The 21,597-nt window shown below is 56.4% G+C and carries 21 protein-coding genes; all 21 read right to left on the bottom strand.

Annotated elements, in window-relative coordinates:
• Positions 1–90 precede the first annotated feature (90 nt).
• On the bottom strand, positions 91–789 hold the full coding sequence (gene pseF / locus Q8N00_07415) for a pseudaminic acid cytidylyltransferase (GenBank protein ID MDP2382618.1): 699 nt from the start codon (positions 787–789) through the stop codon (positions 91–93).
• Positions 786–1,949 carry a UDP-4-amino-4,6-dideoxy-N-acetyl-beta-L-altrosamine transaminase gene (pseC, locus tag Q8N00_07410; GenBank protein MDP2382617.1) on the bottom strand — a complete coding sequence of 388 codons (1,164 nt, stop codon included), beginning with the start codon at positions 1,947–1,949 and terminating at the stop codon, positions 786–788. The genes pseF and pseC overlap by 4 nt, the downstream gene beginning before the upstream one ends.
• Positions 1,950–1,951: 2 nt before the next feature.
• Positions 1,952–2,950 (bottom strand): UDP-N-acetylglucosamine 4,6-dehydratase (inverting), encoded by a 999-nt coding sequence (gene pseB, locus Q8N00_07405; protein MDP2382616.1) that lies wholly within the window; start codon positions 2,948–2,950, stop codon positions 1,952–1,954.
• 191 nt (positions 2,951–3,141) lie between these two features.
• Positions 3,142–3,870: a class I SAM-dependent methyltransferase gene (locus Q8N00_07400; GenBank protein MDP2382615.1), complete on the bottom strand. Its 729-nt coding sequence runs from the start codon at positions 3,868–3,870 to the stop codon at positions 3,142–3,144.
• Positions 3,870–5,342 (bottom strand): glycosyltransferase, encoded by a 1,473-nt coding sequence (locus Q8N00_07395; GenBank protein ID MDP2382614.1) that lies wholly within the window; start codon positions 5,340–5,342, stop codon positions 3,870–3,872. The genes Q8N00_07400 and Q8N00_07395 overlap by 1 nt, the downstream gene beginning before the upstream one ends.
• Positions 5,343–5,389: 47 nt before the next feature.
• Complete coding sequence (locus Q8N00_07390) at positions 5,390–5,896, bottom strand: UpxY family transcription antiterminator (GenBank protein MDP2382613.1); 507 nt, start codon at positions 5,894–5,896, stop codon at positions 5,390–5,392.
• Between the two features lie 12 nt (positions 5,897–5,908).
• The gene (locus Q8N00_07385) at positions 5,909–6,298 is read right to left on the bottom strand and encodes a four helix bundle protein (protein MDP2382612.1); all 390 of its coding nucleotides are present in this window, start codon (positions 6,296–6,298) and stop codon (positions 5,909–5,911) included.
• Positions 6,299–6,490: 192 nt separating this feature from the next.
• Positions 6,491–7,078 carry a winged helix-turn-helix transcriptional regulator gene (locus Q8N00_07380; protein MDP2382611.1) on the bottom strand — a complete coding sequence of 196 codons (588 nt, stop codon included), beginning with the start codon at positions 7,076–7,078 and terminating at the stop codon, positions 6,491–6,493.
• Positions 7,079–7,300: 222 nt separating this feature from the next.
• On the bottom strand, positions 7,301–8,212 hold the full coding sequence (locus Q8N00_07375; GenBank protein MDP2382610.1) for a glycosyltransferase family A protein: 912 nt from the start codon (positions 8,210–8,212) through the stop codon (positions 7,301–7,303).
• 14 nt (positions 8,213–8,226) lie between these two features.
• A complete protein-coding gene (gene rfaQ, locus Q8N00_07370) occupies positions 8,227–9,279 on the bottom strand; it encodes a putative lipopolysaccharide heptosyltransferase III (protein MDP2382609.1) in 1,053 nt (350 codons plus the stop codon).
• 61 nt (positions 9,280–9,340) lie between these two features.
• Positions 9,341–10,453 (bottom strand): glycosyltransferase family 1 protein, encoded by a 1,113-nt coding sequence (locus Q8N00_07365; protein ID MDP2382608.1) that lies wholly within the window; start codon positions 10,451–10,453, stop codon positions 9,341–9,343.
• A gap of 215 nt (positions 10,454–10,668) precedes the next feature.
• Positions 10,669–11,787, bottom strand: a complete 1,119-nt coding sequence (locus Q8N00_07360; GenBank protein ID MDP2382607.1) for a glycosyltransferase family 4 protein — start codon at positions 11,785–11,787, stop codon at positions 10,669–10,671.
• Positions 11,787–12,581, bottom strand: coding sequence for a glycosyltransferase family 2 protein (locus Q8N00_07355; protein ID MDP2382606.1), 795 nt, complete (start codon positions 12,579–12,581; stop codon positions 11,787–11,789). Before Q8N00_07355 ends, Q8N00_07360 begins: the two co-directional genes overlap by 1 nt.
• Positions 12,578–13,582 (bottom strand): glycosyltransferase, encoded by a 1,005-nt coding sequence (locus Q8N00_07350; GenBank protein ID MDP2382605.1) that lies wholly within the window; start codon positions 13,580–13,582, stop codon positions 12,578–12,580. The genes Q8N00_07355 and Q8N00_07350 overlap by 4 nt, the downstream gene beginning before the upstream one ends.
• Positions 13,583–13,609: 27 nt before the next feature.
• The gene (locus Q8N00_07345) at positions 13,610–14,455 is read right to left on the bottom strand and encodes a glycosyltransferase (GenBank protein ID MDP2382604.1); all 846 of its coding nucleotides are present in this window, start codon (positions 14,453–14,455) and stop codon (positions 13,610–13,612) included.
• Positions 14,456–14,480: 25 nt separating this feature from the next.
• A complete protein-coding gene (locus Q8N00_07340; GenBank protein MDP2382603.1) occupies positions 14,481–15,254 on the bottom strand; it encodes a glycosyltransferase family 2 protein in 774 nt (257 codons plus the stop codon).
• A 1-nt stretch (position 15,255) separates the two neighbouring features.
• Entirely contained in the window at positions 15,256–16,368 is a 1,113-nt protein-coding gene (locus tag Q8N00_07335; protein MDP2382602.1) for a glycosyltransferase, read from the bottom strand.
• Positions 16,365–17,405, bottom strand: coding sequence for a lipopolysaccharide heptosyltransferase II (gene waaF, locus Q8N00_07330; protein MDP2382601.1), 1,041 nt, complete (start codon positions 17,403–17,405; stop codon positions 16,365–16,367). Before waaF (Q8N00_07330) ends, Q8N00_07335 begins: the two co-directional genes overlap by 4 nt.
• 57 nt (positions 17,406–17,462) lie before the next feature.
• On the bottom strand, positions 17,463–19,154 hold the full coding sequence (waaF, locus tag Q8N00_07325) for a lipopolysaccharide heptosyltransferase II (GenBank protein MDP2382600.1): 1,692 nt from the start codon (positions 19,152–19,154) through the stop codon (positions 17,463–17,465).
• 15 nt (positions 19,155–19,169) lie between these two features.
• Entirely contained in the window at positions 19,170–20,198 is a 1,029-nt protein-coding gene (gene lpxK, locus Q8N00_07320; protein MDP2382599.1) for a tetraacyldisaccharide 4'-kinase, read from the bottom strand.
• 88 nt (positions 20,199–20,286) lie between these two features.
• On the bottom strand, positions 20,287–21,576 hold the full coding sequence (locus tag Q8N00_07315; GenBank protein MDP2382598.1) for a 3-deoxy-D-manno-octulosonic acid transferase: 1,290 nt from the start codon (positions 21,574–21,576) through the stop codon (positions 20,287–20,289).
• Positions 21,577–21,597 lie beyond the last annotated feature (21 nt).

Below are 21,597 nucleotides of genomic sequence, written 5' to 3'. Positions count from 1 at the left end.
ATGACCGGTGCCGATTTGACGTGAGGCATCGACGCGAAAGATGACTTTTCTCATGCGCCAAGTCTTAAAGCAGAAATGCTCCGTGCGGATTCAGTCATCCTGGATCTGAGAAATGGCCTTCATCATCAACTCGGCTCGCCGCCAATCTGCCTCGGTGTCGATATCCTGTACCCGCCAGCGTGGAATGATGACCGGGAAAGAATGCCGATCGAAAATTCGTTTGCGCTCTACCCAGGCAGTAGGCCCTCCCCAGTAGAACTGCCCGGCATCGTGCAGCGCCATAGGAAGATCCTGCGAACGGGTGGAGAACTGATCCGGAAAGAACATTTCAAGCCCGCCGTCAGGGTGGAGATGGAAAGAACGGAAAATGGGCGCAGCAAACTCTGTGACGGTAAACGCATAGGCCCAGGGACCAGACTGCAGCGCCACAAGACCACGGGTGAGATCCTCGACACGCACAAAGGGTGCAGTGGCATAGAGACAGCAGACGGCTTCGACCGGCCACTGTCGGTCAAGCATCCATTGGGTGGCATGGGCGATCACGTCAGTCGTGCCTGCGAAGTCATTGGATAACTCCACTGGCCGCAGAAAGGGCACCTCGGCTCCAAGGGCTTTGGCCACTTCGGCGATTTCGCAATCGTCCGTGGAAACAAGGATGCGGTCGAACAAATTGCTCTCGCAAGCTGCTGCAATGGAATGAGCAATCATAGGCTTTCCTGCAAAGGGCTTGATGTTCTTGCGCGGAATGCGCTTGGATCCACCACGAGCGGGGATGACGGCTATTTTCATGCTCTTGTCGCCAGTCGCAACGCAGCCACAACCAGGTCCTGTTGTGCTTCCGTCAGCCCCGAGTACATCGGTAAACTGATCGCTTCCGCGTAATAATTTTCGGCCTGTGGATAATCGCTCGACTTGAACCCGAAGCGCGCATAGTAGGGCTGCCGATATACCGGGATGTAGTGCAGATTCACGCCGATACCAGCCGTCCGCATACATTCAAACACCTCACGGTGGCTGCCCTTCATGCCATCCAACTGTAAACGGATAACATATAGATGTACGGCGGAGTAACTATCCGCATGTTGCCACGGTGTAGTGACGGGCAGGTCTTTTAGCAGCTTGTCGTAGCGCCCTGCCAAGACATGCCGCGTTGCTATAAGTTGATCCAGGCGCTGCAATTGACTCAAGCCCAGCGCTGCCTGAAAATCTGTCATCCGGTAATTGAAACCTAGTTCGAGCTGCTGGTAGTACCAGGGACCGTCGGGAGCGTGGAGCATCTCAGCTGCATCCCGAGTGATGCCATGGCTGCGCAGCTTCACCATGCGCTTGGCCAGTTCCGAGTCATTGGTGAGCGCCATGCCACCCTCACCGGTCGTGATGATCTTGACCGGGTGAAAACTGAATACGGTGACATCACTATAGCGACTATTGCCGATGGGCTCACCCCGATATTTTCCGCCGATGGCATGCGATGCATCTTCGATGATCTTAAAGCCGTAGCGCTGACCCAGAGCACGGATATCCGCCATGTCACAGGGTTGCCCACATAAGTGAACAGGGATCACCACTTTAGGCAAGCAACCTGACTGCTCTGCTTGCGCCAATTTCTCCGCCAATCGTTCTACGCTGAGGTCGTACGTGAGCGGATCGATATCCACAAAATCGACCCGCGCACCACAATAGCGCGCACAGTTCGCACTGGCCACAAAGGTGATGGGGCTGGTCCATACCCAATCACTTGCCCCCACGCCCAGCGCAAGGCAGGCAATATGCAATGCACTAGTAGCACTGTTAACCGCTACCGCATACTGCGCGCCGCAGTAACCAGCAATAGCTTTTTCAAACGCTGGTACGGCAGGGCCTTGAGTAAGGAATTCCGAACGCAACACATCCACTACCGCCTGGATGTCGGCTTCGGAAATGTCTTGGCGTCCGTAGGGGATCGTCATCTTCAGAACTTACCGAGCTTGTCGCGATTCTGCGCAATCCAGGTCCGCAAAGTCTCGATGCTCATCCAGTCGGTGTTGTTATCCGAGCAGTATGTAAATTCTGGCGCGACCTTTTTCCCGCCGTTGATTCGCTCGGGATCTTCGCTCCACTTATAAATCGCCGGAAGAATCTTGTAGTGATCCGCGTATTCATATGTATACAGCGCGTCCTCAGAACCAATCATCTGCTCGTGAAGCTTTTCGCCGGGCCGGATTCCGACAATCTCTTGTCGTACATCCGACGCAACTGCACGGGCAATGTCGGTTACCTTCATCGAAGGGATCTTCTTCACATAGATCTCCCCGCCGACCATGTCCTCAAGCGCATGCCAGACGAGATCCACTCCCTGCTCAAGCGTAATCATGAAACGAGTCATGCGCTCATCCGTAATTGGCAGTACCCCTTTGTCAACGATGGAAAGGAAAAATGGGATTACTGAGCCCCGCGAACCCATCACATTGCCGTAACGAACCACTCCAAATCGGGAGTCGTGGTGTCCGGCGTAAGAGTTGCCTGCAACGAATAGCTTATCGGAGGTCAGTTTTGTTGCACCATAAAGATTGGCTGGGCTACTCGCTTTATCGGTCGAAAGTGCGACGACTCGCTTTACCTTTCGATCGATGCAAGCATCGATCAGATTCATCGCACCCAGCACGTTGGTCTTCACGCACTCAAATGGGTTGTACTCGGCCGTAGGCACAATCTTGGTAGCTGCGGCATGAATCACGTAATCAATGCCGTCGAGAGCACGCAAGAGACGCTCTTTATCGCGCACATCACCGATGAAAAACCGCACCCGCTCGTCGGCATTGAACAGTTTGGCCATCTCCCACTGCTTCATCTCATCACGCGAGAATATGACAAGCCTGCGAGGATTATATTTGGCCAACGTCATGGGCACAAAAGTGTGCCCAAAGGAGCCGGTACCACCTGTTACTAAAATTGACTTGTCATTCAGCATGACATTTCCATCCAATCAACTGTTAACGATTTAACGCCCCCACTGATATCGATTCCGCCCGACTCGGCCTACAAAGTAAGGCACATACCCAGCGCCAGCATGTGGCATCTCTTATTGCGCATGAGAACCCCGTGATCGCCCTGTGACGAATCGATGGTTCTGCTCGTCTTGGCGTGATTGCGTAGGTTCTATCAGGAAGATGCCTTCTCCAGCACGACGAGGATGCGAAAGGCAAAGTATCGACTCAATACGCCCAAGAAGCGCTCAAGCGCTAAAATGGGACGGACCATCCACATCGACATCAAAGAAGGATGCTCAAAACCTCCGCTGAGCGGATAGGCGAAGAAGGCCAATCGATGGTGGCGACGCTTCTTCAAGGTTGGGTACAGCTCATGAAATCGTCCACTCGATCGCTCGAAAAGAATCGTCGAGATTGCCTGGTTCGCATCAAATGGTTTTCGGCCAGGCTGCATAGGGCTCAAAGTGAGGGGATCTTGCTCAAAATCCACCGGTTCTGGATGCAAAAAACGATAGACAGGCCAAGAACAGACTGAGATGTAGGGATCCATGATGATGACGCGCCCTCCAGGCTGCAGCACCCGAATCGCCTCATCGAAGAAGTACCGAACGTTTTCGAGATGGTGCAAGGTGTCAAAGAGCACGATATTGGCAAAACTCCCGTTTGTGAATGGGAGCCGCTGCGCATCCACGACAGCGTCTAACCACGGCAACCTGACGAAATCTGTACAGACCACGGACGGCACACATTCCTTGAGATTCCCTGTCCCACCACCGACTTCGAGCGTCGGCCCCGGCTGAAGCCATCCGGCGATCTCTCGATACCATTCCCCGTAGAGCATCCGGAGCACGGGCTTCTCCTGCCAGACCATCTGGTGTCGCCGTAAAATCTCATCGGACATTACACAGCCTTCAGCCGGAAGAAACCATACACCGTCATCTTCAGCAGAAGCCACCCATGCGTAAAGCGATGAATATTGGTGGTCCCGTAGGTTCGCTCCTGGTAACGGATGGGCACTTCGAGAATCTTGAGATTGAGTTTGGACGCCCCGAACAGCAGATCGAAATCACCGAAGGGATCGAACTCGCCGAAATATGATCGATTCGCGACAATGCGTTCATAATCTCTTCGGAACAATACTTTCGTTCCACAGAGCGTGTCCTTGATCCGCTCACCGAGTAACCAGGAAAACGCCATGCTGAAGAACTTATTCCCCAATAGATTCAGATAACGCATGGCTTCGTGTTCCATTGGATAAACCAGTCGGCTTCCATTGATGAACTCCCCCTTGCCGCTCGTAATCGCCTCATAGAATTTAGGGAGGTCTTCTGGAGGCATCGTGAGATCCGCATCGAGAATCATGAGAATGTCCCCCGTGGCATGCGCGAAGCCCTTGCGCACGGCATCCCCCTTACCCTTCCCGTCCTGGACTAGAAACTTAATATCCTTCTCAGGGTATTGCGTGGTGACCCGCTGAATTTCATCGGGAGTTCCATCAGTGGAATGGCCGTCGACGAAGATGACCTCTTGATGACGGCCAAAAGAGGGGAGGCGCGCGATGGCCGCCTCGATGTTTCCCTTTTCATTGCGGCAGGGGATGACGACCGTCACCGTCTGAGATTCTTGGGGAGACGTGGTGCGCATCCGGGCCACCATATAGTGGCAGAGACACAGATAGGTCAGTCCTGGAAGATAGGCCAGGAATCGGTTCACGATGTTCGAAAGAATCGGAATGCTCAGAGGCATCAATAGACGCCGTTCCGCCTTCACAACCTCAAAGTCGGCCAACCGGAGAAGATTTCTGATATCTGCCGGCGAAAGCCAGTTCTGCTCCTCTTGCGGCATTTTCAGGCCCACCAGTTCCAAGAGTCTTAGGGCAGGCTCCCATAAGAAGTTGTAGTAGGCAATAACAATACGGGTCGTGGGCGTGCAACAGTGACGAAGCTGCTTCAATGTCGCCTCAACATCGAGCATATGCCCAACGAGATCGACGAGCAGGATAACATCGAAGGTCTCATCGAGTGCCAGGGTTTCTCCATCTCCGACCAGAAATTCCAATTCAGGATGGCGCCTGGAAGCTTCCTTGACCATGGCCTCACTGAGATCAATACCTAATCCCCGCTGTGGCTTAAGCGCCGCAAGCTGGTCCCCCAACCCACATCCAATTTCCAACACCCTCAGGCCTTCCGGCATCAAAAACCGTAGGTAGCGTCGCTGGTCGCTGTAATAGCATGAGGCCCGCCGTTGCCACGATTCTCGTTCCGACGCTAGCCGGTCGAATCGATCCCGAATGGCTTGCTTCTTGAGCAGCGCTCTCTGGCCAAGAGACGGTGAAGGGGAAGGCTGCGGGGATACAGGGACTGGGTTCATCATGCAAAGTTCACATGTCGCAAAAGGAGCATATGATCGTGGGCAGCCGCCTAGGCCGCCACCACATCGTTCACATCGATCTCTACTGCTGCAGCTTGCTGAATCAGGCGAACACCCAATACCAAGCGATGGTGTTTTTCTTTGCGCAAGAGAATCCCGCGAATCCCTTGCAACGGACCTCGAATGACCTCCACCTGTATGCCTTCGTGCAGATACGGATGCGAATCGTACGGCAACACACTGGTCATGAGAGTTCTGAGCGCCGCAATCTCCTCGTCCGCGATCGGTTCAGGGCAATGGCTGGCCCCGACAATATCGACCACACCGATCGTCTTCAGCACCGGCAGCTTTTGCTCCGCTGCAAAACGGACGAAGCAATAGCCTGAAAAGAGCGGAACCTCGACCTCTTTTTTCCGATCCTTCCATTGGCTCAATCGCTTGACCGTCGGCAATAACGGCTCAATCCCCTGATTCGCAAGCTGGTCGCGCACAATCTTTTCATGGCGTGATCGGGTCCGAAGGGCGTACCAGCGCAACGGATGGTCTGTCTGGTCCATCTGGTCTATTTTCTATTTCGTCTGTCTGGTCTGCTTGGCTTGTGTTCTAAGATACTTAATGAAACCGGAAACGATCCTGCTAGTTTTCCCCACTTGCTCATAGATTGAGTCGAACATCTCTTTGGAAAGATATCCCTGATCTACGGCCACATAAAGATGGCTTTGAACCTCGGCTGCAGATGCCATGGCTACAAATAAGAACTGAACAAACTCCTTGTCGGAATGCCGAGCGAATCCTTCTGCAATATTGGCCATGACGGAAACAGCCGCTCCCTGAATTTGTCCACAAAGACGAAAGTCCTTTTGCCAAGTCTGGTTCAGGCCTATCGCTTCGTAGATCTGCCGTGTCAACTGCCTGGCTTCTTTCCAACAATCGAGGTCCTCAAATCTAGAGAGTTTCATTGGGCTGGTCTATCCCATCGATCTGGTCTGTCTGGCCAAAGAGATCTATTCTGCCTATTCGGTCAACTAACCAGACAGACTAGACAGACCTCATTGACCAGATAGACCAATTTGGCGGAGCTCCGCCCTTTCACTTACAGTTACAAGCGAAAACCGTCTATGAGCTACCGCCCGACTGCTGCACAACCTGCACTACCGACGTAACCCGAGCCTCATCACTTTCTCGCGCGAAACTCCCGACTGTACCAACTGCTCCTCACAGGCATCCGCATGCTCAAGATCTGCAATCAACACTCGATCGAACTGCCAGCTGGCAATTCTGTCCGGAGAAGATACCGGACAGGAAAGAAACGACTCACGCGAGCTCCCATCAATGAATCCCACACAGTCGATGTTCATCTCTCGAAGCGACAGGTAGGCCAATTCTGCCAACTCACTCGTCCCATAAATCACCACTCGCTGGCCATGAGAGCCGCCGAATATCGACATCATCTCTTTGAGGCGAGCCCGCATGTCACGGTAATACGAAAGGGAGTGCTGCATGTAGAGATACGTCAGACGTGATTTCTCGGTGAAGCCCTGTGGCGTCAGGAGGTACCTGATTCGATTCCGCGGGATGGTCGTAACCTTGATGTAGCCCTTATGAGCCAAACGTTTGAGATACAGATTGGTCAGGCCGAGCGCAACACCTAGTTTAGTGGCAAGGGTACGCTGCGTGGCCCCGCCATCTCGATCGAGTTCGTTGAGGAGGAGAAGGTCTCGTTGACCCTGTAAATCCATGAATTATACGGGCAAATTGAAATTGAGTTCACAATATGAACACATTGTGAAAACCTGTCAAGCAGGAAATCTGATGCCCCTGCCCATCTATGATTAAGGGCTGCGGTGAGACAAGGAGGAAGAGGGGCAAATAATCAAGAAAGACCAACCGACCCATGCGCTTCACGCGCCAAAGCCGATAACCAATGGCGAAGGGTTCAGCATCCAGCTCACCGCCGTCATCTACGCTCTCGAACGTTGAATGGAGACCACCGCTTGCCACGAGACCCGAACGAGTCTGGAATAGGTGCGGAACTTCCATGGATCCTGCTTCAGGGCTTGAATAAGCTTCACCCACCCCTTGCGCGGCTGTCCGTCCCTTGCGGCATGTATGCCCCAATCCGAGTAGCACTCCGCGAGCATGCGATCAATGAGGGCGGCCTTAACTCGATCACCCACATAGAGCGCCCTCATTCGAAGCAGGAAGCGCTCACGGCTTCGAATGATGCCCATCCCGCCTGCCCTGGTGAATCCTCCCGCATGAAGCCTGTAGGCCATCCCAGGCTCCTTCAATAACACAAAGTAACCCTGCTGTTTCAGTCTGGCGATGAGATCGAAATCTTCGAATCCTCGCAACTCAGGGTCGAATCCACCCACCCGTTGGAAGACGTCGCGCCGGACCATCATCGCCGAAGGAAAAACGAGCGCTTCCCCGATCAAACGTCCAAGCGGTGATGCCAAAGCCGATACCCGCTCAACTAGCGCGGCCCCCGCCACCAGCACTCGTCCATCGCCGTCCATCCTATCGTAGTTACAATGCACCATCGTCACATCGGGTCTCGCAGTCAGTTCCGCCACCTGCTGTGCCAATTTCGTTGGATACCACCGGTCGTCCTGATCGAGAAACGCCACAAACCGCCCGTCGGCGGCTTCCACACCTGCATTGCGCGCGGCACTTTGCCCTGCGTTCGCCTGCTGAATCACTCTCAGTCGCGCTCCAAATTGTTTCAGGAGCGCGTATGATCCATCCGTAGATCCGTCATCCACGCACACAACTTCATAATCGCGAAAGGTTTGCGCAAACACGCTCTCCAGCGATTCCCGGAGAAATCGCTCGCCGTTATAGACCGGGATCACGACACTTACCAATGGCATTGCACACCCTTAGATCAGTACGCTGAACAGTCTCGCGAGGCCGTCCCATGCCCGAGTTTCTCGACGGCGAGAAGCTGCTGGGCCGCAGCAAACACCTCCTGGACCGTAATGAGTCTCATACAATTCTCCTCGCCTCTGGTACAGGTTGGATGAAAGCAACTTCGGCAGTCGAGTCCCTTATAAAGCACCACCACAGGGCCGCCGCGAGGCCCCCACTCGCAAGGATTCGACGGGCCAAACAACGCCACCACCGGAGTACCCACCGCGGAGGCGATATGCATTGCGCCGCTATCGTTTCCCACGAAGAGCACTGACTTCTTGGCGATGGCCGCGAACTGTCTAATGGTTGTACGGCCAGCCATGATGATGGGGCTACGTTTCGCCATCTGCCGAATCTGTTGTGCGAGCTCTCCGTCCTGGTGGCTGCCCCCGATCAATACCTGACAGCCATACTCAGTCACCACACGATCGGCCAGCTCTGCGAACCGCTCAGGAGGCCAAGCCTTAAACCAGTAACGGGCGCCAGGCTGTAGTATCACCATCGGCTGCGACCGCTGAACCCCAAGTTGATCTAAGAGGTGATCCGCATCTCTCCCCTCTTCCGGCGTGAGCGACAGATGAGGATCTGTGACGCTGGATTGGACACCTATGGGCTTGAGGGTTTCCAGATCCCGATCAATCCGATGTCGCGGGCCAGAGGCAGGTTGAACCACTTGCGTGTAACAGTTTCCTCGCCAACGGTGGTCGTCGTCGAATCCAATCCGAACCGGCGCCCCGCTGACCCAGCTTAGAAACGCAGACCGGTCTCCATCCGTCAAATCGATCACCGTATCGAATCGCCGACGACGCAGCCCGACGATGAACCGCCATTGCGCCAGCAAAGATCCTTTGTCCACGATAACGATTTCGTCGACGTCTGGGTTCTCGAACAACAGGTCCTCGGTCCCGCGATTCACCATCATCGTGACCCGGACATCCGGTCTTGCCGCTTTGATGGCACGAATCGTCGGCGTCGCCAATAAGACGTCACCGATGTAGCGAAGCTTGATGATCAGGACGTTTGTCATGGAAAAAGAGCTGATAGCTTAATGGCCGATGAAAAAAATAGAAACTGATTGCTCATGGCCCCTAGCTTTTCCCTTCGCACAACTCCCGGTACAGCGCGACGGTCTTGGCCCCCGCTTGCTCCCAGGAATACTGTTTGGCGCGCTCAAATCCTTTGACCTTCAACGTGGCTCGAAGCGACTCATCCTCCAGCACACGGATCATGGCCTCTCCAAGCGCCCGAGGATCCTGAGGGTCTGCCAACACCGCCGCATCGCCCGCGACTTCTACCAACGCGGTCGAATTAGACGTGAGCACCGGCGCCCCACAGGCCATCGCTTCTAACACCGGCATCCCAAACCCTTCGTACAGCGAGGGGAATACAAACAAGTCGGCAAAAGAATACAACAACTGCAGATCGCTCGTGGACAGCCTCCCTGGACAGAGCGCCTTTTCCTGCAAGCTACGCCGTCGAGCCGTCTCTTCGTAGTTCCCGAACGGATGGATGGGCGAGCCGACCAGAACCAGCATTCTCGCCCCCAACTTTCTCCGCACCATCTCGGCGCCTTCAAGAAACGTCTGATGATTCTTACGCGGGTCCGCCCCTCCGACAAATAAGACAAACCGTTCAGCCTTCAGACCGATCCGTTTCCGCAACTCCGCCATCGCCTGTTCATCCCGACGTGGCACAAAATCATCCGACACGCCGTTGGGAATGACCCTGATATGCTCGCGCTTCAATCCATAGAGCTCCACGAGTTCTCTCGCGGAAAACTCGGACACCGTGATCGTTTTTCTGGCTCGCAACGCCGTTTGCCTTGTTTTAAACGACGACGGCCACTGTCCCAACATCTTCTTCGAGAACTCAGGGTGGCGATCCAACCAGAGATCGTGGATCGTAACAAGCCCGCCATACCGCCCGACCGTCTGCATCCGGAAATTGGTTCCATGGTACAGATCCAATAGATCGGATGAACCCCGCTTCGCCATTCCCCAACGACTCGAGTTCACCCACTGAAGCCGCTCAACGCCAGGCCATGTAGCCAACGAATCAGGCCGTTCGGCGCCTGGTTTGGCATAAGCCACAACGTCGAGGTCTTCTTGCCGTGCCAACATCGCACGAAGCAAGTGGTAGCTGTGCCACCCAACCCCACCCATATCGCCCACCATCGGATTGGCATCAAAACCGATTCTCATTCACGCCCCTTCTCACGGGATACTGAAAAAGTCCACCAGCGTCGTTCTCGCATCGTTCAGGGCCTCAACGTATCCCCAAGGGTACGCCTCGCCCCTTCGCTCGCTGCGGCCTTGCTGGATGGCCATTTTGAGTATCCCGTGCATCACGCGTTCAAACATCCTACCCATGTGAACACCAAAAACCCTAGATTACGATAGAACATTCCCACTGCTTTCTAGATGCCCAATACTTCCCCATACAGCTGTTCGACCTGCCGCACTGAGGCATCGAGGCTAAATCGTTCCTGCGCGCGAGCCCTTCCGTTACGGCCCATCTGCTCACGTCGGACCTTGTCTTCAAGGAGCGAGACCACGGTTGCGGCTAAAGATTCGACATCCCCAGGAGGAACAAGTAGCCCCGTCTCTCCCTGCGCCACGACTTCGGGAAGCCCCCCAGTCGAGGTCGCAACCACGGCCTTCCCCATGGCCATCGCTTCGACCACGGCGATCCCAAACCCCTCCATAAGAGCCGGGTGCACATACAGCTCGAGGCAGGCCAGGATGGGCCTAACCTGGTCTTGAAAGCCAACGATGTGTATGCGGTCGGCGATATCCAGCTCCTGCGAGAGTCGTTTCAGCCGATCGGCATAGTCGTGATCGTCACTGCCCACGATCACGTAATGCACCGTTGGAACCGCACGGATGATAGCCGGAATGGCCCGAAGCATGACCTCATAGCCTTTTCGTGGGAACAGATTGGCGACGGTGCCGAGCAGAACCGCTCCCTCCGAAACCCCGATCATCCGACGTATCGACTGATCATCGCGCGCGAGTGGTTGCTCCGAGAGATCGATGCCGCTGTAAATAGTTCGCACCTTACTCGCCGATACTCCGCCAGCGACCAGTGACTGTTCAATCTGCCGAGAGATGGCGATGACAGACTCGACTCGATCAAGCTGATACCGTCGTACCTTCGCCGGCTCGATTTCCTGCCGCACATGCGCCACGATCGACAGGGATTTCGACAGACCACGTACCGCCCTCACAGTATGGGGCACCCACCAGATATCGTTCACATGGATCATGGCGGGATCGAGCTGATGCACGAGAACCTCCAGGCGCCGAACCGCCGATCGGCGCTGAAAGAATGAACGGAACTTTCTCCAGGGAGGGAGACTGAGCGCATGAGTAGGAACTGCAATCGCATGGAGCTGATCTTGGAAGGGACCTGTCCCTGGACAGGCCACATGCGGCTCCCACTGTTGTCGATCAAGAGTCTTCAGCAAGGCCGTCAGATCGCGCTCCGCCCCGCCGATGGCCTCAACCCCATGCACGTACAGAATTCGCGTGGCCACTACCTGGCATCCGGGTGAGAGGCCGCCTGCCTGGTGACATCCCACAGCTTGGCATACTTCACGAAGGTGTACATGCTGGCAAACACACAGACAATGAGCCCGCGCACCCCATCGCGGAACCCCTGTTTCAATACATAGGTTTTGCCCAAGACCACCAGGGGACGGAAGACCAGATCAACCCAACGAACGAGTCGAACCTTCTTAGCCTTCTCCTGTGCCGCGAGCGTGGTATAGAGGCCGAATTTTTTGAAGTGATCCTGAATGCGCCGCTCCGTGTAATGATCGAGGTGCCCGACCAATGTGCCGACCTCTCCCTCGACGAGAAGATTTTCATGCACCGCGACATCGTTATACTGAGCCAGCCCCCGACGAAACAGACGCACTTGATAGTCGGGGTAGACGCCGCCCCATCGCACCCATGCACCATAAAAAAAGTTTCGCCTGGGAATTCGATAGGCTACGGGAGCGCCGGTCCTCCATCGTTCGAGGCAGACCTTCACCTCTGCACAAAGCTCCTCGGTCACTCGTTCATCGGCATCAAGGATCAGCACCCACCCAGACGACGCCTGTGCCATCCCGAAATTCTTCTGTAGGCCAAAGCCGGGCCAGGGACGCACAAACACCTGAGCGCCAGCTCCACGAGCCAGCTCCACGGTCCGATCACGGCTTTCCGCATCGACCACGATCAGCTCATTGGCCCACTGAGCCGACCGCAAGCAGTCCAGGATGTTAGCTTCTTCGTTCTTGGTGATCACCACGCACGCCAACGTCGGCGGACCCGGGATACTAGTCATGACGGCGCTCGAGCGGACAATACTCTGGCCGCCAGTTCAAATTGTTTGCGGTACTGACCGACAACTCGATCGGGATGGCTCCAGTGCCGGCGCCAGGCTGTGGCTCGATCCAGTTCCTGCACCAACTTCTTCACAGGTTTCACCACACGGCGGACAAGCCGCTCACCAAGAGATACAGATAAAAACTCCGCCGGCTTACACCACAACTCGGACTGTTCTGCCTGGCTCCACTTCCGGTCGATCGTCCATCGCTCGTGAGTGCAGGCAAAGGGCTCCCGCTTACTCTTCATGGTTGCCCGGATAAAGTGATGCACAAACGAATCTCCCACCACCATACATCGCTTCATATCACCATCGGTCTGCTCGCGCTGTCGCAGGGTGTAGTACAAGTCCCAATCCGCGGCTTGAATCCGTTCGTCCAAACCGCCGAGTGCGTCGTAAGCGGAGCGTCTGATCATCACACAGGACCCGACAATCCCCTCGAACATCGTGCCCGCAAACGCCCGATGGGCTTCTCCGCAATAGCGCTCCCAATCGCCGTACATTGCCTGAATCATCGTTCGCAACTGCTCGATGCCTTTCCCACTAGAAAGCCGCCCTTGTCCGATCGCCGCCCATCGGCCCTGCATCCAATCAGTCAAGGCGGCAGTCGGCATCATTTCCAGCCCCAGCGGAGACACGGCATCCAAACCATGTCGCTCCATCGCCTCGATCAAAAAACCATTCCAGTTTGGCGCAACGTACAAATCGTTGTTGATGTGACAGAGGAACTCTCCTCTCGCCAAGCTGGAACCAAGGTTCATCGATTCGGGGTAGCAGAGGTTTCTATCGTTGCGGATCACCCGGCATCCGTTCTCCTCGAAGAACTCCGCCGAGCCGTCCGTCGAATGATTGTCGATGACGATTACTTCGTACGGACCAGTCGTATACCGGCTAATTCCTTCGAGAAAAAGCTGATTATGCCCGAGCTGATTATGAATCGCGACAATGATACTCAGCATGTCTGAAGACTCGCCCGCCATTTTTTATTATCCACGGAACCCCCGGCGAGCGACTTCCCGATAGAAATTCCAGTTCAGCCACCGGCTCCGCCTCGGCGCCCAACGCTTGGCTGCCCCAATACGTGCCCGCATGACGAGCGGGTGGCTCCCAGCGAATTCCTTCAACATGGCATAGTCCTCGAACTGAAAGCTGTCATGCGTTAACTGCTTGGCCTCTGCGGCAGGAACCTGGCCACCATGATAGACCGCCACTTGCTCCCGTTTTTTCTCCGTCATCGTTTGAGGGTCCTTCACCCACCCATAGTGAAAAACGCGCCCGCCCGATGGGGCAATCCATTCCTTCGGTCCGCTCTGGAGATACTGCTGTGTCGACTTGAGATGGAACCCCACCGCATCGCCGCACGATTCGACCTCACTGTTGTTCCGAATGATCCGCACGGCCTTGTGATAGAACCAGGGGTTCGTCGTCCAATAGTCCGCAATGAAATGCAGATACCGGAACAAGAGCCCTTTCACATTGGGATTGCCGAGATGACGGCGCATCGCCTCTTGGATAGCAGGCAAGTCGTCCTCATGGACGACCTCGTCAGCTTGAATGTAGAACGCCCAATCCCCGGTACAATGTGACAACGCAATATTGGTCTGTTGCGCATAGATCAGGCCATCTTTTCGCAGCGTCTCGTCCCAGACTGACTCCACGATTTTGATCTTGGGGTCATCAATCGAGCGAATCAGCTCCAGCGTGCCATCCTCGCACCGCCCGACGTTCACAATGAACTCGTCGACGACGGGCAGGACTGAACGGATGGACTCCACGACCGGATAGTCGTACTTGACCACGTTCCGCACGAATGTAAATCCACTGACCTTCATCGCGCCTGTCTCTCTACCGCTAGCCTTATGGCTTCACCGCCACATCACGGTCTCGATCCAACTCCCAGAATTTCGCATACTTCATGAAGGTGTAATAGGCATAGAGTCCGGAAAGAATCAAGCCGGGCATCCCGTCGAGAAAACCCACACGCTGCACATACATCTTGAGAAACGCTCCGAGTGGATGGGTGATCAGCTGATGAGAAGAAAACCGCTTCCCCCGCTCCACCATGCGACGGGCCATCAAATCCGAATAGCGATCCTGTTTCGCCACATAATGATCGATGTCGCGGAAGGGATACTGCAAGGCGGGGTGCGTGAGATGTCCGACCGGCCCCTCACAATCGAAACTTTCATGAACCAGCTCTTCGCGATACCGGAACCGTGCCTTTCGAAACAGCTGCGGTTGCCGATAGTCCGGATACCAGCCACAATGTTTAATCCACCGGCCAAGAAAATAATTCTTTCGTGGGACAAAGTAGGCATCCGCCTCCGGCCCGCGGTCGAGCAACAGCCGGATCTCTTCCTTGAGCTCAGGCGTCATCCGCTCATCGCTATCCAGACTGAACACCCACTCATGGGTCGTATGGGCGACGGCTTGATTGCGCAGATCGCCGAACCCTGTGAAATCGACTTGATAAACCTTGTCCGTGAACTCACGACTGATCACCGCGGTCTGATCGGTACTGTGAGAATCCACGACGATCAACTCATCGCCCCAGCCTGCCACAGACTCCAGGCAAGCCCGCATATTGGGCTCGTCGTTGTACGCAATGACATAGACCGAGAGCTTCATCATGCTAGGCCTGCCGGGACTGCGCCAGGCCGCGATACACCGTTTCCATCCGGTCCAGCATTTTGTCGATCGAATACGATTGCTCGACCAATGTCCGGCCTTTCACTCCCATACGGGCTCGAAGCAAAGCATCGGCCAGTAAGACCTGCGTGCGATCGGCGAGCGCCGGTGCATCGCGCGGAGGAACGACAAACCCGGTCTCCCCCTCAATGACGACGTCAGGAATCGAACCGACTGTCGTTGAAACCACTGGTAGCCCCATCGCCAGCGCCTGCATGAGCACTTGAGGAATGGTATCCCCTTCCACTGACGGGATGACAAAGACGTCCAGCGAGCGAAACACGTTCAACAAATCGTCGCGGAATCCCAGCATTCTGATCCGTGAGGTCAGGCCGAGCTGCTCAATAAGCTTGCGAATCGGCTGCTCTTCCGGACCTTCCCCCACAATGATGAACGTGACGTCATCGCGCTTCGCCGCGATCTGCCTGGCCGCTTCGATAAAATATTCATGCCCTTTGTACGTTCTCAGGTACGAAATCAAGCCGACCAGGAGCTGCTCATTGGGCAGACCCAATTCCGGCCGGAGGTCGGGATCGGCCGGGGCAGGATGAAAATGTGCCACATCGAGACCGATCGGAAAAGCGGCGACCCGATCGGCGGCCAGCCCGTCTCGATCGATGAGCCCTCGCCTGGTCCGTTCCCCTCCCGTCACAACCACCATATCGACCAACCAGCGATAGAGTAGACGCGTCGTCAGATTCCTGTTCAGCGGGGTGGAGATGTGGCGAATACGAATGACTTTCGGCCTCACGCTCACGAGCTTGGCGGCGATACTTCCAATCCAACTGTCCCGCGAGCTGTTGACTTGGAGTATTGCCGGCTGCTCAGACTGAAACATGCGCCTGAACGTACGGATGGCGGAGGGATATTGCGACCGCTTCATCGGGACCTGCCGGACCGGCAGCCCCTTCGCCAAGGCCATCGCGTAGATGGGACTCCCAGGCTCAAGGATCAATTGGAGCTCATGCCCTCGCTTGATCAACCCCTCCGCATGGAGCAGAACAGCAAGCTCCTGTCCCCCAACGGCGGTGCTGGATTCAGAAATGAAAATTTTCATGGATGTTCCTGCACCGAATGAAGTGCCAACAGGTCTTGCGCCGAGGCGAAGACCTGCGCAGGAGTAATACGAGTGAGACATTCCAACTGAACCGGGTTCTCACAGGTCCGGCTCAGGCAGGGGCGGCAGGATATCCCGCTGGCCAATACGCGATGTCCAACCCCGTAGGGACCGGTCAGGACTTCACTCGTCGGCCCGAACAGAGCCACTACCGGCGTCCCGACCGCCGCCGCGATATGCATGGGGCCTGAATCGTTTGTAATCAGCATTGATGCCCTGCTCAAAAGTGCCGGCAGCAACCCCACGGTTGTCGCTCCGGCCAAATCGATGGCGGGGGTCTTCATCTCACCCTTCACCGCTGCAATATCTGCTCGTTCGTCAGGGCCACCGATCATCACCACCGTTCCGCACCCTTCTTGCTGCAGCCGATCAGCAACTTCGGCAAATGAGGCAGCTGGCCACCGCTTGGTCCGCCATCGAGCGGAAACATTCATTGCCACCCAACTCACTCCAGGCATCACACCGGATCGGCTCAACAGGCGATCGACCTCATCTTCATCGGTTTGCGGGATACGAAACCGGAACTCCGGCGTACCGGATCCCACCGCTCCCAGGGCCTTGGCCACAAGCAGGTAGCGATCAACTGCATGCATGTCTGCTTGCGGGACGGTCACGCGCTCCGAATAGAACAAGGGACTCCCCTCCCGCCCATTGGCGAATCCCAGGCGCAGAGGAGATCCGCTAAGCCACCCGATGGCCGCGCTCCGAAAAAGACCCTGCAGATCCACGACGAGATCAAACCGCTCGGCACGAAGAGGGGCCACCTGGGAAAGCCACCCTTGTAGCGTGGGTTCCACCGACCAGACTCGATCCACCCCGTCGATCCGCTCGACGAGACCGGCCCATTGTCGCTTCACCAGCCAAGTCAGACGAGCCTTGGGGTAGGCCTTGCGGATGGCCGCACAGGTCGGCATCGCATGTACGATGTCGCCCAATGAGCTTGGCTTAATCAACAGGATATTACGATAGTCTGGCATAAGAGTAGGGGTTCAGGCTAACGGCTGAAGACTAAGAGCCTTCGGTCTTCAGCCTATCTACCTCAGTACGGTCTTTGCGTCTTCCAATATCCAGTCAACTGCCTCAGTCATGGACGTCGCCACGGCATCCGGCATCGCCTCTGCTGCTTGCAGGGCATCGAGCGCCTGAGCGTCTACGAGATCGATCGTCAGAAGAATCCCCTTGGCGCCTACCCGCTTCGCCAATTGGATATCGCGTGCGTGATCGCCGATTAAATAGGAGCGCCGAAGATCGAGTTGCAACTCCGTCTGGGCCCGTTCCACCATTCCGATATTCGGTTTGCGGCAGCGGCAGCCATCGTCAGGATGGTGCGGACAGAAATAGATCGCATCGAGCGCCACCTCTTCCTGCTCCAACAGACCCTCCAATCTGGCATGGATGGCTTCCAAATCCTTGAGGCTAAAGATTCCACGACCGACACCGGATTGGTTCGTCACGACCACTAATTTCGCACCAGCCCGTTTCAACCGTGCCAATGCCGGCCCAACCCCTGCCAACAACTTCAACTCAGCGGCAACGCTCAGGTAGCCAGGATCGTAGTTCAATGTTCCATCTCGATCCAGAAAGACGGTCACGCCCTCCAAGGGGGCAAGGGGCAAAGGGCTATGGGCCAGGGGAGGAGCCACTGCCTCTTGCCGCTCGCCACTCGCCACTCGTCCAGGCTCCATCAGTTGCATCGTCTCATCATAGACCTGGTCCACCGTCACCCTGGTCATGCATCGATGGTCGATGGGACATTCACGCAACAGGCACGGCGCGCAATCGACCGGTTGCCGCACAATGGCATGGGCGCTCCCAAACGGCGACGTGGTCCGCCAATCGGTCGGCCCAAAAATCGCCACGACCGGCACTTGAAGCGCAGACGCAATATGCATAGGACCGGTGTCGTTCGTGACCAGCACTTCACAGCGTTTCACCGCCGCCATCAATTCACGGATGGTCGTCGCCCCGGACAAGACCAACGCTTTCGACGACAGATTCTCCGCAATTTCCTGGCCCAACCGCTCTTCCCCTTTAGCGCCAAAAATGACCACGCTGACCTCTTGTCCACGAGACAGACGAATCGTATGACAGAGCCGGTCCGTGACCTCGGCAAATCGTTCTGGCAACCAGCGCTTCGCCCCGCCATAGGTCGAACCAGGATTGATCCCCACCACAGCATCGGTGGGGGTGACGCCGCCCTGAGCGAATCGGCCCGCCATGGCCTGTTCCTCCTCAGCAAAGACGACAAGTTCCGGTGCAGGGGGATCACCTGTGAGGCCCAGCGGCTTCAGGAGATCCCAATAATAACGGACTTGATGAACCAGCGTACGGCGATCCGGCGCCGCGACTGGATCGGTCAGCAACAGGCTTCGTGCATCCGTCGCATAGCCATAGCGCCGAGGCACACCAGCCAGAAAGGAGAGAAAGGCCGCCTCAAACGCATTCTGAAACAATACGGCCATATCGAAATCCTGCCGTCTCAATTGACCGGCCAGCGCCCACTTACCCGAGAGCCCCGCATGCCGGCCGTTCGTATCGTAGGTCAGCACACGCGTCAAGGCTGGATGGCCGGCAAACAAGTCGGCCACCCCCGGCTTGACCAACAGCGCGATTTGCGCGTCCGGGAACAGACTCCGCAATCCACGCAATGCCGGCTCACACATCACGGCATCGCCAAGCCAATTAGGTCCTCGCACGAGAATTCTTTTAATGCGTTCTTTCTCCACAATCCTCCAAAAACTTCAGCCTTCGACCTTCAGCTTTCCAAGCACTGCCTGCCGCAGTTGATCTTCCCCGACGGTCACGTCCGTGGCCAATCGGACAGCCCACCAGGGATCGGTGGGTTGGAGCAACACAGCCAGCTTGCAGGCATCTTTCTCCGTCGTCACCACGAGTTCCGCCTGAAGCTCTGTCGCTCTCGCTCGAAGCTGCTCGACGTCCTGTCTCGTATAGGCATGGTGATCGATAAATACCACTTCGTCGAGCACCGTGATCCCGACCGACTCGACAAGCGCACGAAAGGATCCCGCATGTCCCACCGCACTACAGAGCAACGCGGTCTTTCCCTTAGACCAGGAGAGCGGCTGCGATGCGCCGCTGACCACCGACCAGAGACGCTCCGGACGAAATACCACCTGGATCGGGTCTGGCATCGGATCGATCACGTCCTGCAGCCGCCGGCACACCTCGGTCACCCGCGCCTGCGCATCCGCTCTTGTGATCACAATCGCCGTCGCCCGTCCGGCCGCCTGAAGCGGCTCCCGGAGTCGACCGGCCGGCACTAGAGCCGCCAGTCCCGCTGCATCCGTCGCATCGACCAATAAGAGGTTCACGTCGCGATATATCCCCAGATGCTGAAATCCATCGTCGAGGATCAGACAATCGACCGGAAATCGATCCAAGACCCAGCGCCCGAGTTCGTAGCGATCCGCGCCGACAGCCACGATCGCCCTGGGGCAACGTTGCGCCATCAAGAATGGCTCATCGCCTGCCTCGTTCGGACCGACCAGCAGCTGCTCGCCATTCGATACGAGCAGATACGGATCCGTACTGGTCCTTCGATAGCCCCGGCTGAGAATCGCCACCCTGCTCCCCTGCGCCAGGAGCCATTCGACCAGCTGAATGACCACCGGCGTTTTGCCGGTCCCACCCAGCGTGAGATTCCCGACACTCACCACGGGAACCGGTAATCTTCGCTGTGCAAACCAGCCCCAGTAGTACAGGAGCGCGCGCAGCCGCGCAACGGCCCCGTATGGGATTGCAGCCCACAACAGCCACCATCTGACCTTTGTCCCAGGATTCAACAATTTTCGTACCTACTCAGTTGTTCAGGCTGAAGACTCAAGGCCTTCAGCCGATCTACCTGCATTGCGGTATCAGCAGCTGATCGATCGCCTCCAACGTCCGTTGCAAGGCCCCCTGGTTCTGCTCAACCACCTGCCGCGCTGATTGGCCCATCCGCCTCCGTCCCTTGTCATCAGAGAACAGAGCCACGACCTGTTTCGTAAGATCCTCCGCCTGGAGAACCCGACGTCCCCCTCCCGCCTGAATCAAAAAATCTGCAATTTCTGCACAATGGTCGGTATAGGGACCGAACAACACGGGCTTCGCCCATTGAGCCGGCTCCAGCAAATTGTGCCCGCCGATCGGGACAAGTGTGCCTCCGACAAACGCCACGACCGCTTCCCGATAAATCGCTGCTAATTCCCCACGTGAATCGAGCACCACTACACGCGGGCCGGCAGGCTGCAACCAGCCGGCCTGTCCGATGGTACTGCCTTTCTGCACGGCGAGCCCACGCGCCCGCACCATAACCTCCACCGATTCCGCTCGTTCGATATGTCGAGGGGCCAGGAGCAGGACGGCCGAGGGATGATGCGTCACGAGCGCCTGATAACATTCCACGAGCATCTCTTCTTCTCCAGAATGGGTACTGCCCGCCACGAACAGCTGCTCCCCCTCCTGAAGCCCAAGACGAGCCCTCGTCACTCCACCCTCTGTTACGGCAGGTATCGGCTGATCGAACTTGATATTCCCTGTTCGCCTGACCCGGGAGGCCGCTGCTCCCAGCGCGACGATACGGTCGACATCACGGTCCGATTGCATCAGACAGAGGCTGATCCCCTGCAACATCGTCCGATAGAACGATCGCACAGGCGCCCATTGCTGCCGAGCAAACGACCTGGTCGAGAGCCGGCCGTTCACAAGAACCGTCGGCACTCCTCGCCGACGCAGGTGCCATAAGAGGTTCGGCCAGAGTTCGGTCTCGACGAACACATAGAGGCAGGGGTGCAATCGTTCGATGAAGCGAGACACCACCCAGGGAAAATCGAGCGGAGCATAGCAATGCTCTGCGACACCAGCCAACCGTTGCTCCACAGCTTCCCTTCCGGTCTCTGTCACCGTCGAGACCAGAATCCGATGTGCCGGATGACGACGTTGCAGCTCCTTGACCAGCGGTGTGACGGCCACCACTTCACCGAGGGAAACAGCATGAATCCAGATGACTGGTCTATCTGGTTGGCCTGATTGACGGGATAGACCAGATGGATCAGATAGACAATCTTTCAACCCCAGCCGCTGGAGCAAGCCACGCCGGCAGCGCTGCTTGGCCAGCAGTACTGCCAGAATGATCGGCGATACGAGCATGAGCACTATGTTATAGAAGAG

This window comes from Nitrospirota bacterium (genome assembly GCA_030684575.1).
GTDB lineage: Bacteria > Nitrospirota > Nitrospiria > Nitrospirales > Nitrospiraceae > Palsa-1315.
This window is presented reverse-complemented; position numbering and strand designations above follow the sequence as displayed.

Coding starts and splice junctions, on each gene's coding strand:
- pseF (MDP2382618.1), bottom strand. CDS start 789: ATGAAAATAGCCGTCATCCCCGCTCGTGGTGGATCCAAGCGCATTCCG.
- pseC (MDP2382617.1), bottom strand. CDS start 1,949: ATGACGATCCCCTACGGACGCCAAGACATTTCCGAAGCCGACATCCAG.
- pseB (MDP2382616.1), bottom strand. CDS start 2,950: ATGCTGAATGACAAGTCAATTTTAGTAACAGGTGGTACCGGCTCCTTT.
- Q8N00_07400 (MDP2382615.1), bottom strand. CDS start 3,870: ATGTCCGATGAGATTTTACGGCGACACCAGATGGTCTGGCAGGAGAAG.
- Q8N00_07395 (MDP2382614.1), bottom strand. CDS start 5,342: ATGATGAACCCAGTCCCTGTATCCCCGCAGCCTTCCCCTTCACCGTCT.
- Q8N00_07390 (MDP2382613.1), bottom strand. CDS start 5,896: ATGGACCAGACAGACCATCCGTTGCGCTGGTACGCCCTTCGGACCCGA.
- Q8N00_07385 (MDP2382612.1), bottom strand. CDS start 6,298: ATGAAACTCTCTAGATTTGAGGACCTCGATTGTTGGAAAGAAGCCAGG.
- Q8N00_07380 (MDP2382611.1), bottom strand. CDS start 7,078: ATGGATTTACAGGGTCAACGAGACCTTCTCCTCCTCAACGAACTCGAT.
- Q8N00_07375 (MDP2382610.1), bottom strand. CDS start 8,212: ATGCCATTGGTAAGTGTCGTGATCCCGGTCTATAACGGCGAGCGATTT.
- rfaQ (MDP2382609.1), bottom strand. CDS start 9,279: ATGACAAACGTCCTGATCATCAAGCTTCGCTACATCGGTGACGTCTTA.
- Q8N00_07365 (MDP2382608.1), bottom strand. CDS start 10,453: ATGAGAATCGGTTTTGATGCCAATCCGATGGTGGGCGATATGGGTGGG.
- Q8N00_07355 (MDP2382606.1), bottom strand. CDS start 12,581: ATGACTAGTATCCCGGGTCCGCCGACGTTGGCGTGCGTGGTGATCACC.
- Q8N00_07350 (MDP2382605.1), bottom strand. CDS start 13,582: ATGCTGAGTATCATTGTCGCGATTCATAATCAGCTCGGGCATAATCAG.
- Q8N00_07345 (MDP2382604.1), bottom strand. CDS start 14,455: ATGAAGGTCAGTGGATTTACATTCGTGCGGAACGTGGTCAAGTACGAC.
- Q8N00_07340 (MDP2382603.1), bottom strand. CDS start 15,254: ATGATGAAGCTCTCGGTCTATGTCATTGCGTACAACGACGAGCCCAAT.
- Q8N00_07335 (MDP2382602.1), bottom strand. CDS start 16,368: ATGAAAATTTTCATTTCTGAATCCAGCACCGCCGTTGGGGGACAGGAG.
- waaF (MDP2382601.1), bottom strand. CDS start 17,405: ATGCCAGACTATCGTAATATCCTGTTGATTAAGCCAAGCTCATTGGGC.
- Q8N00_07315 (MDP2382598.1), bottom strand. CDS start 21,576: ATGCTCGTATCGCCGATCATTCTGGCAGTACTGCTGGCCAAGCAGCGC.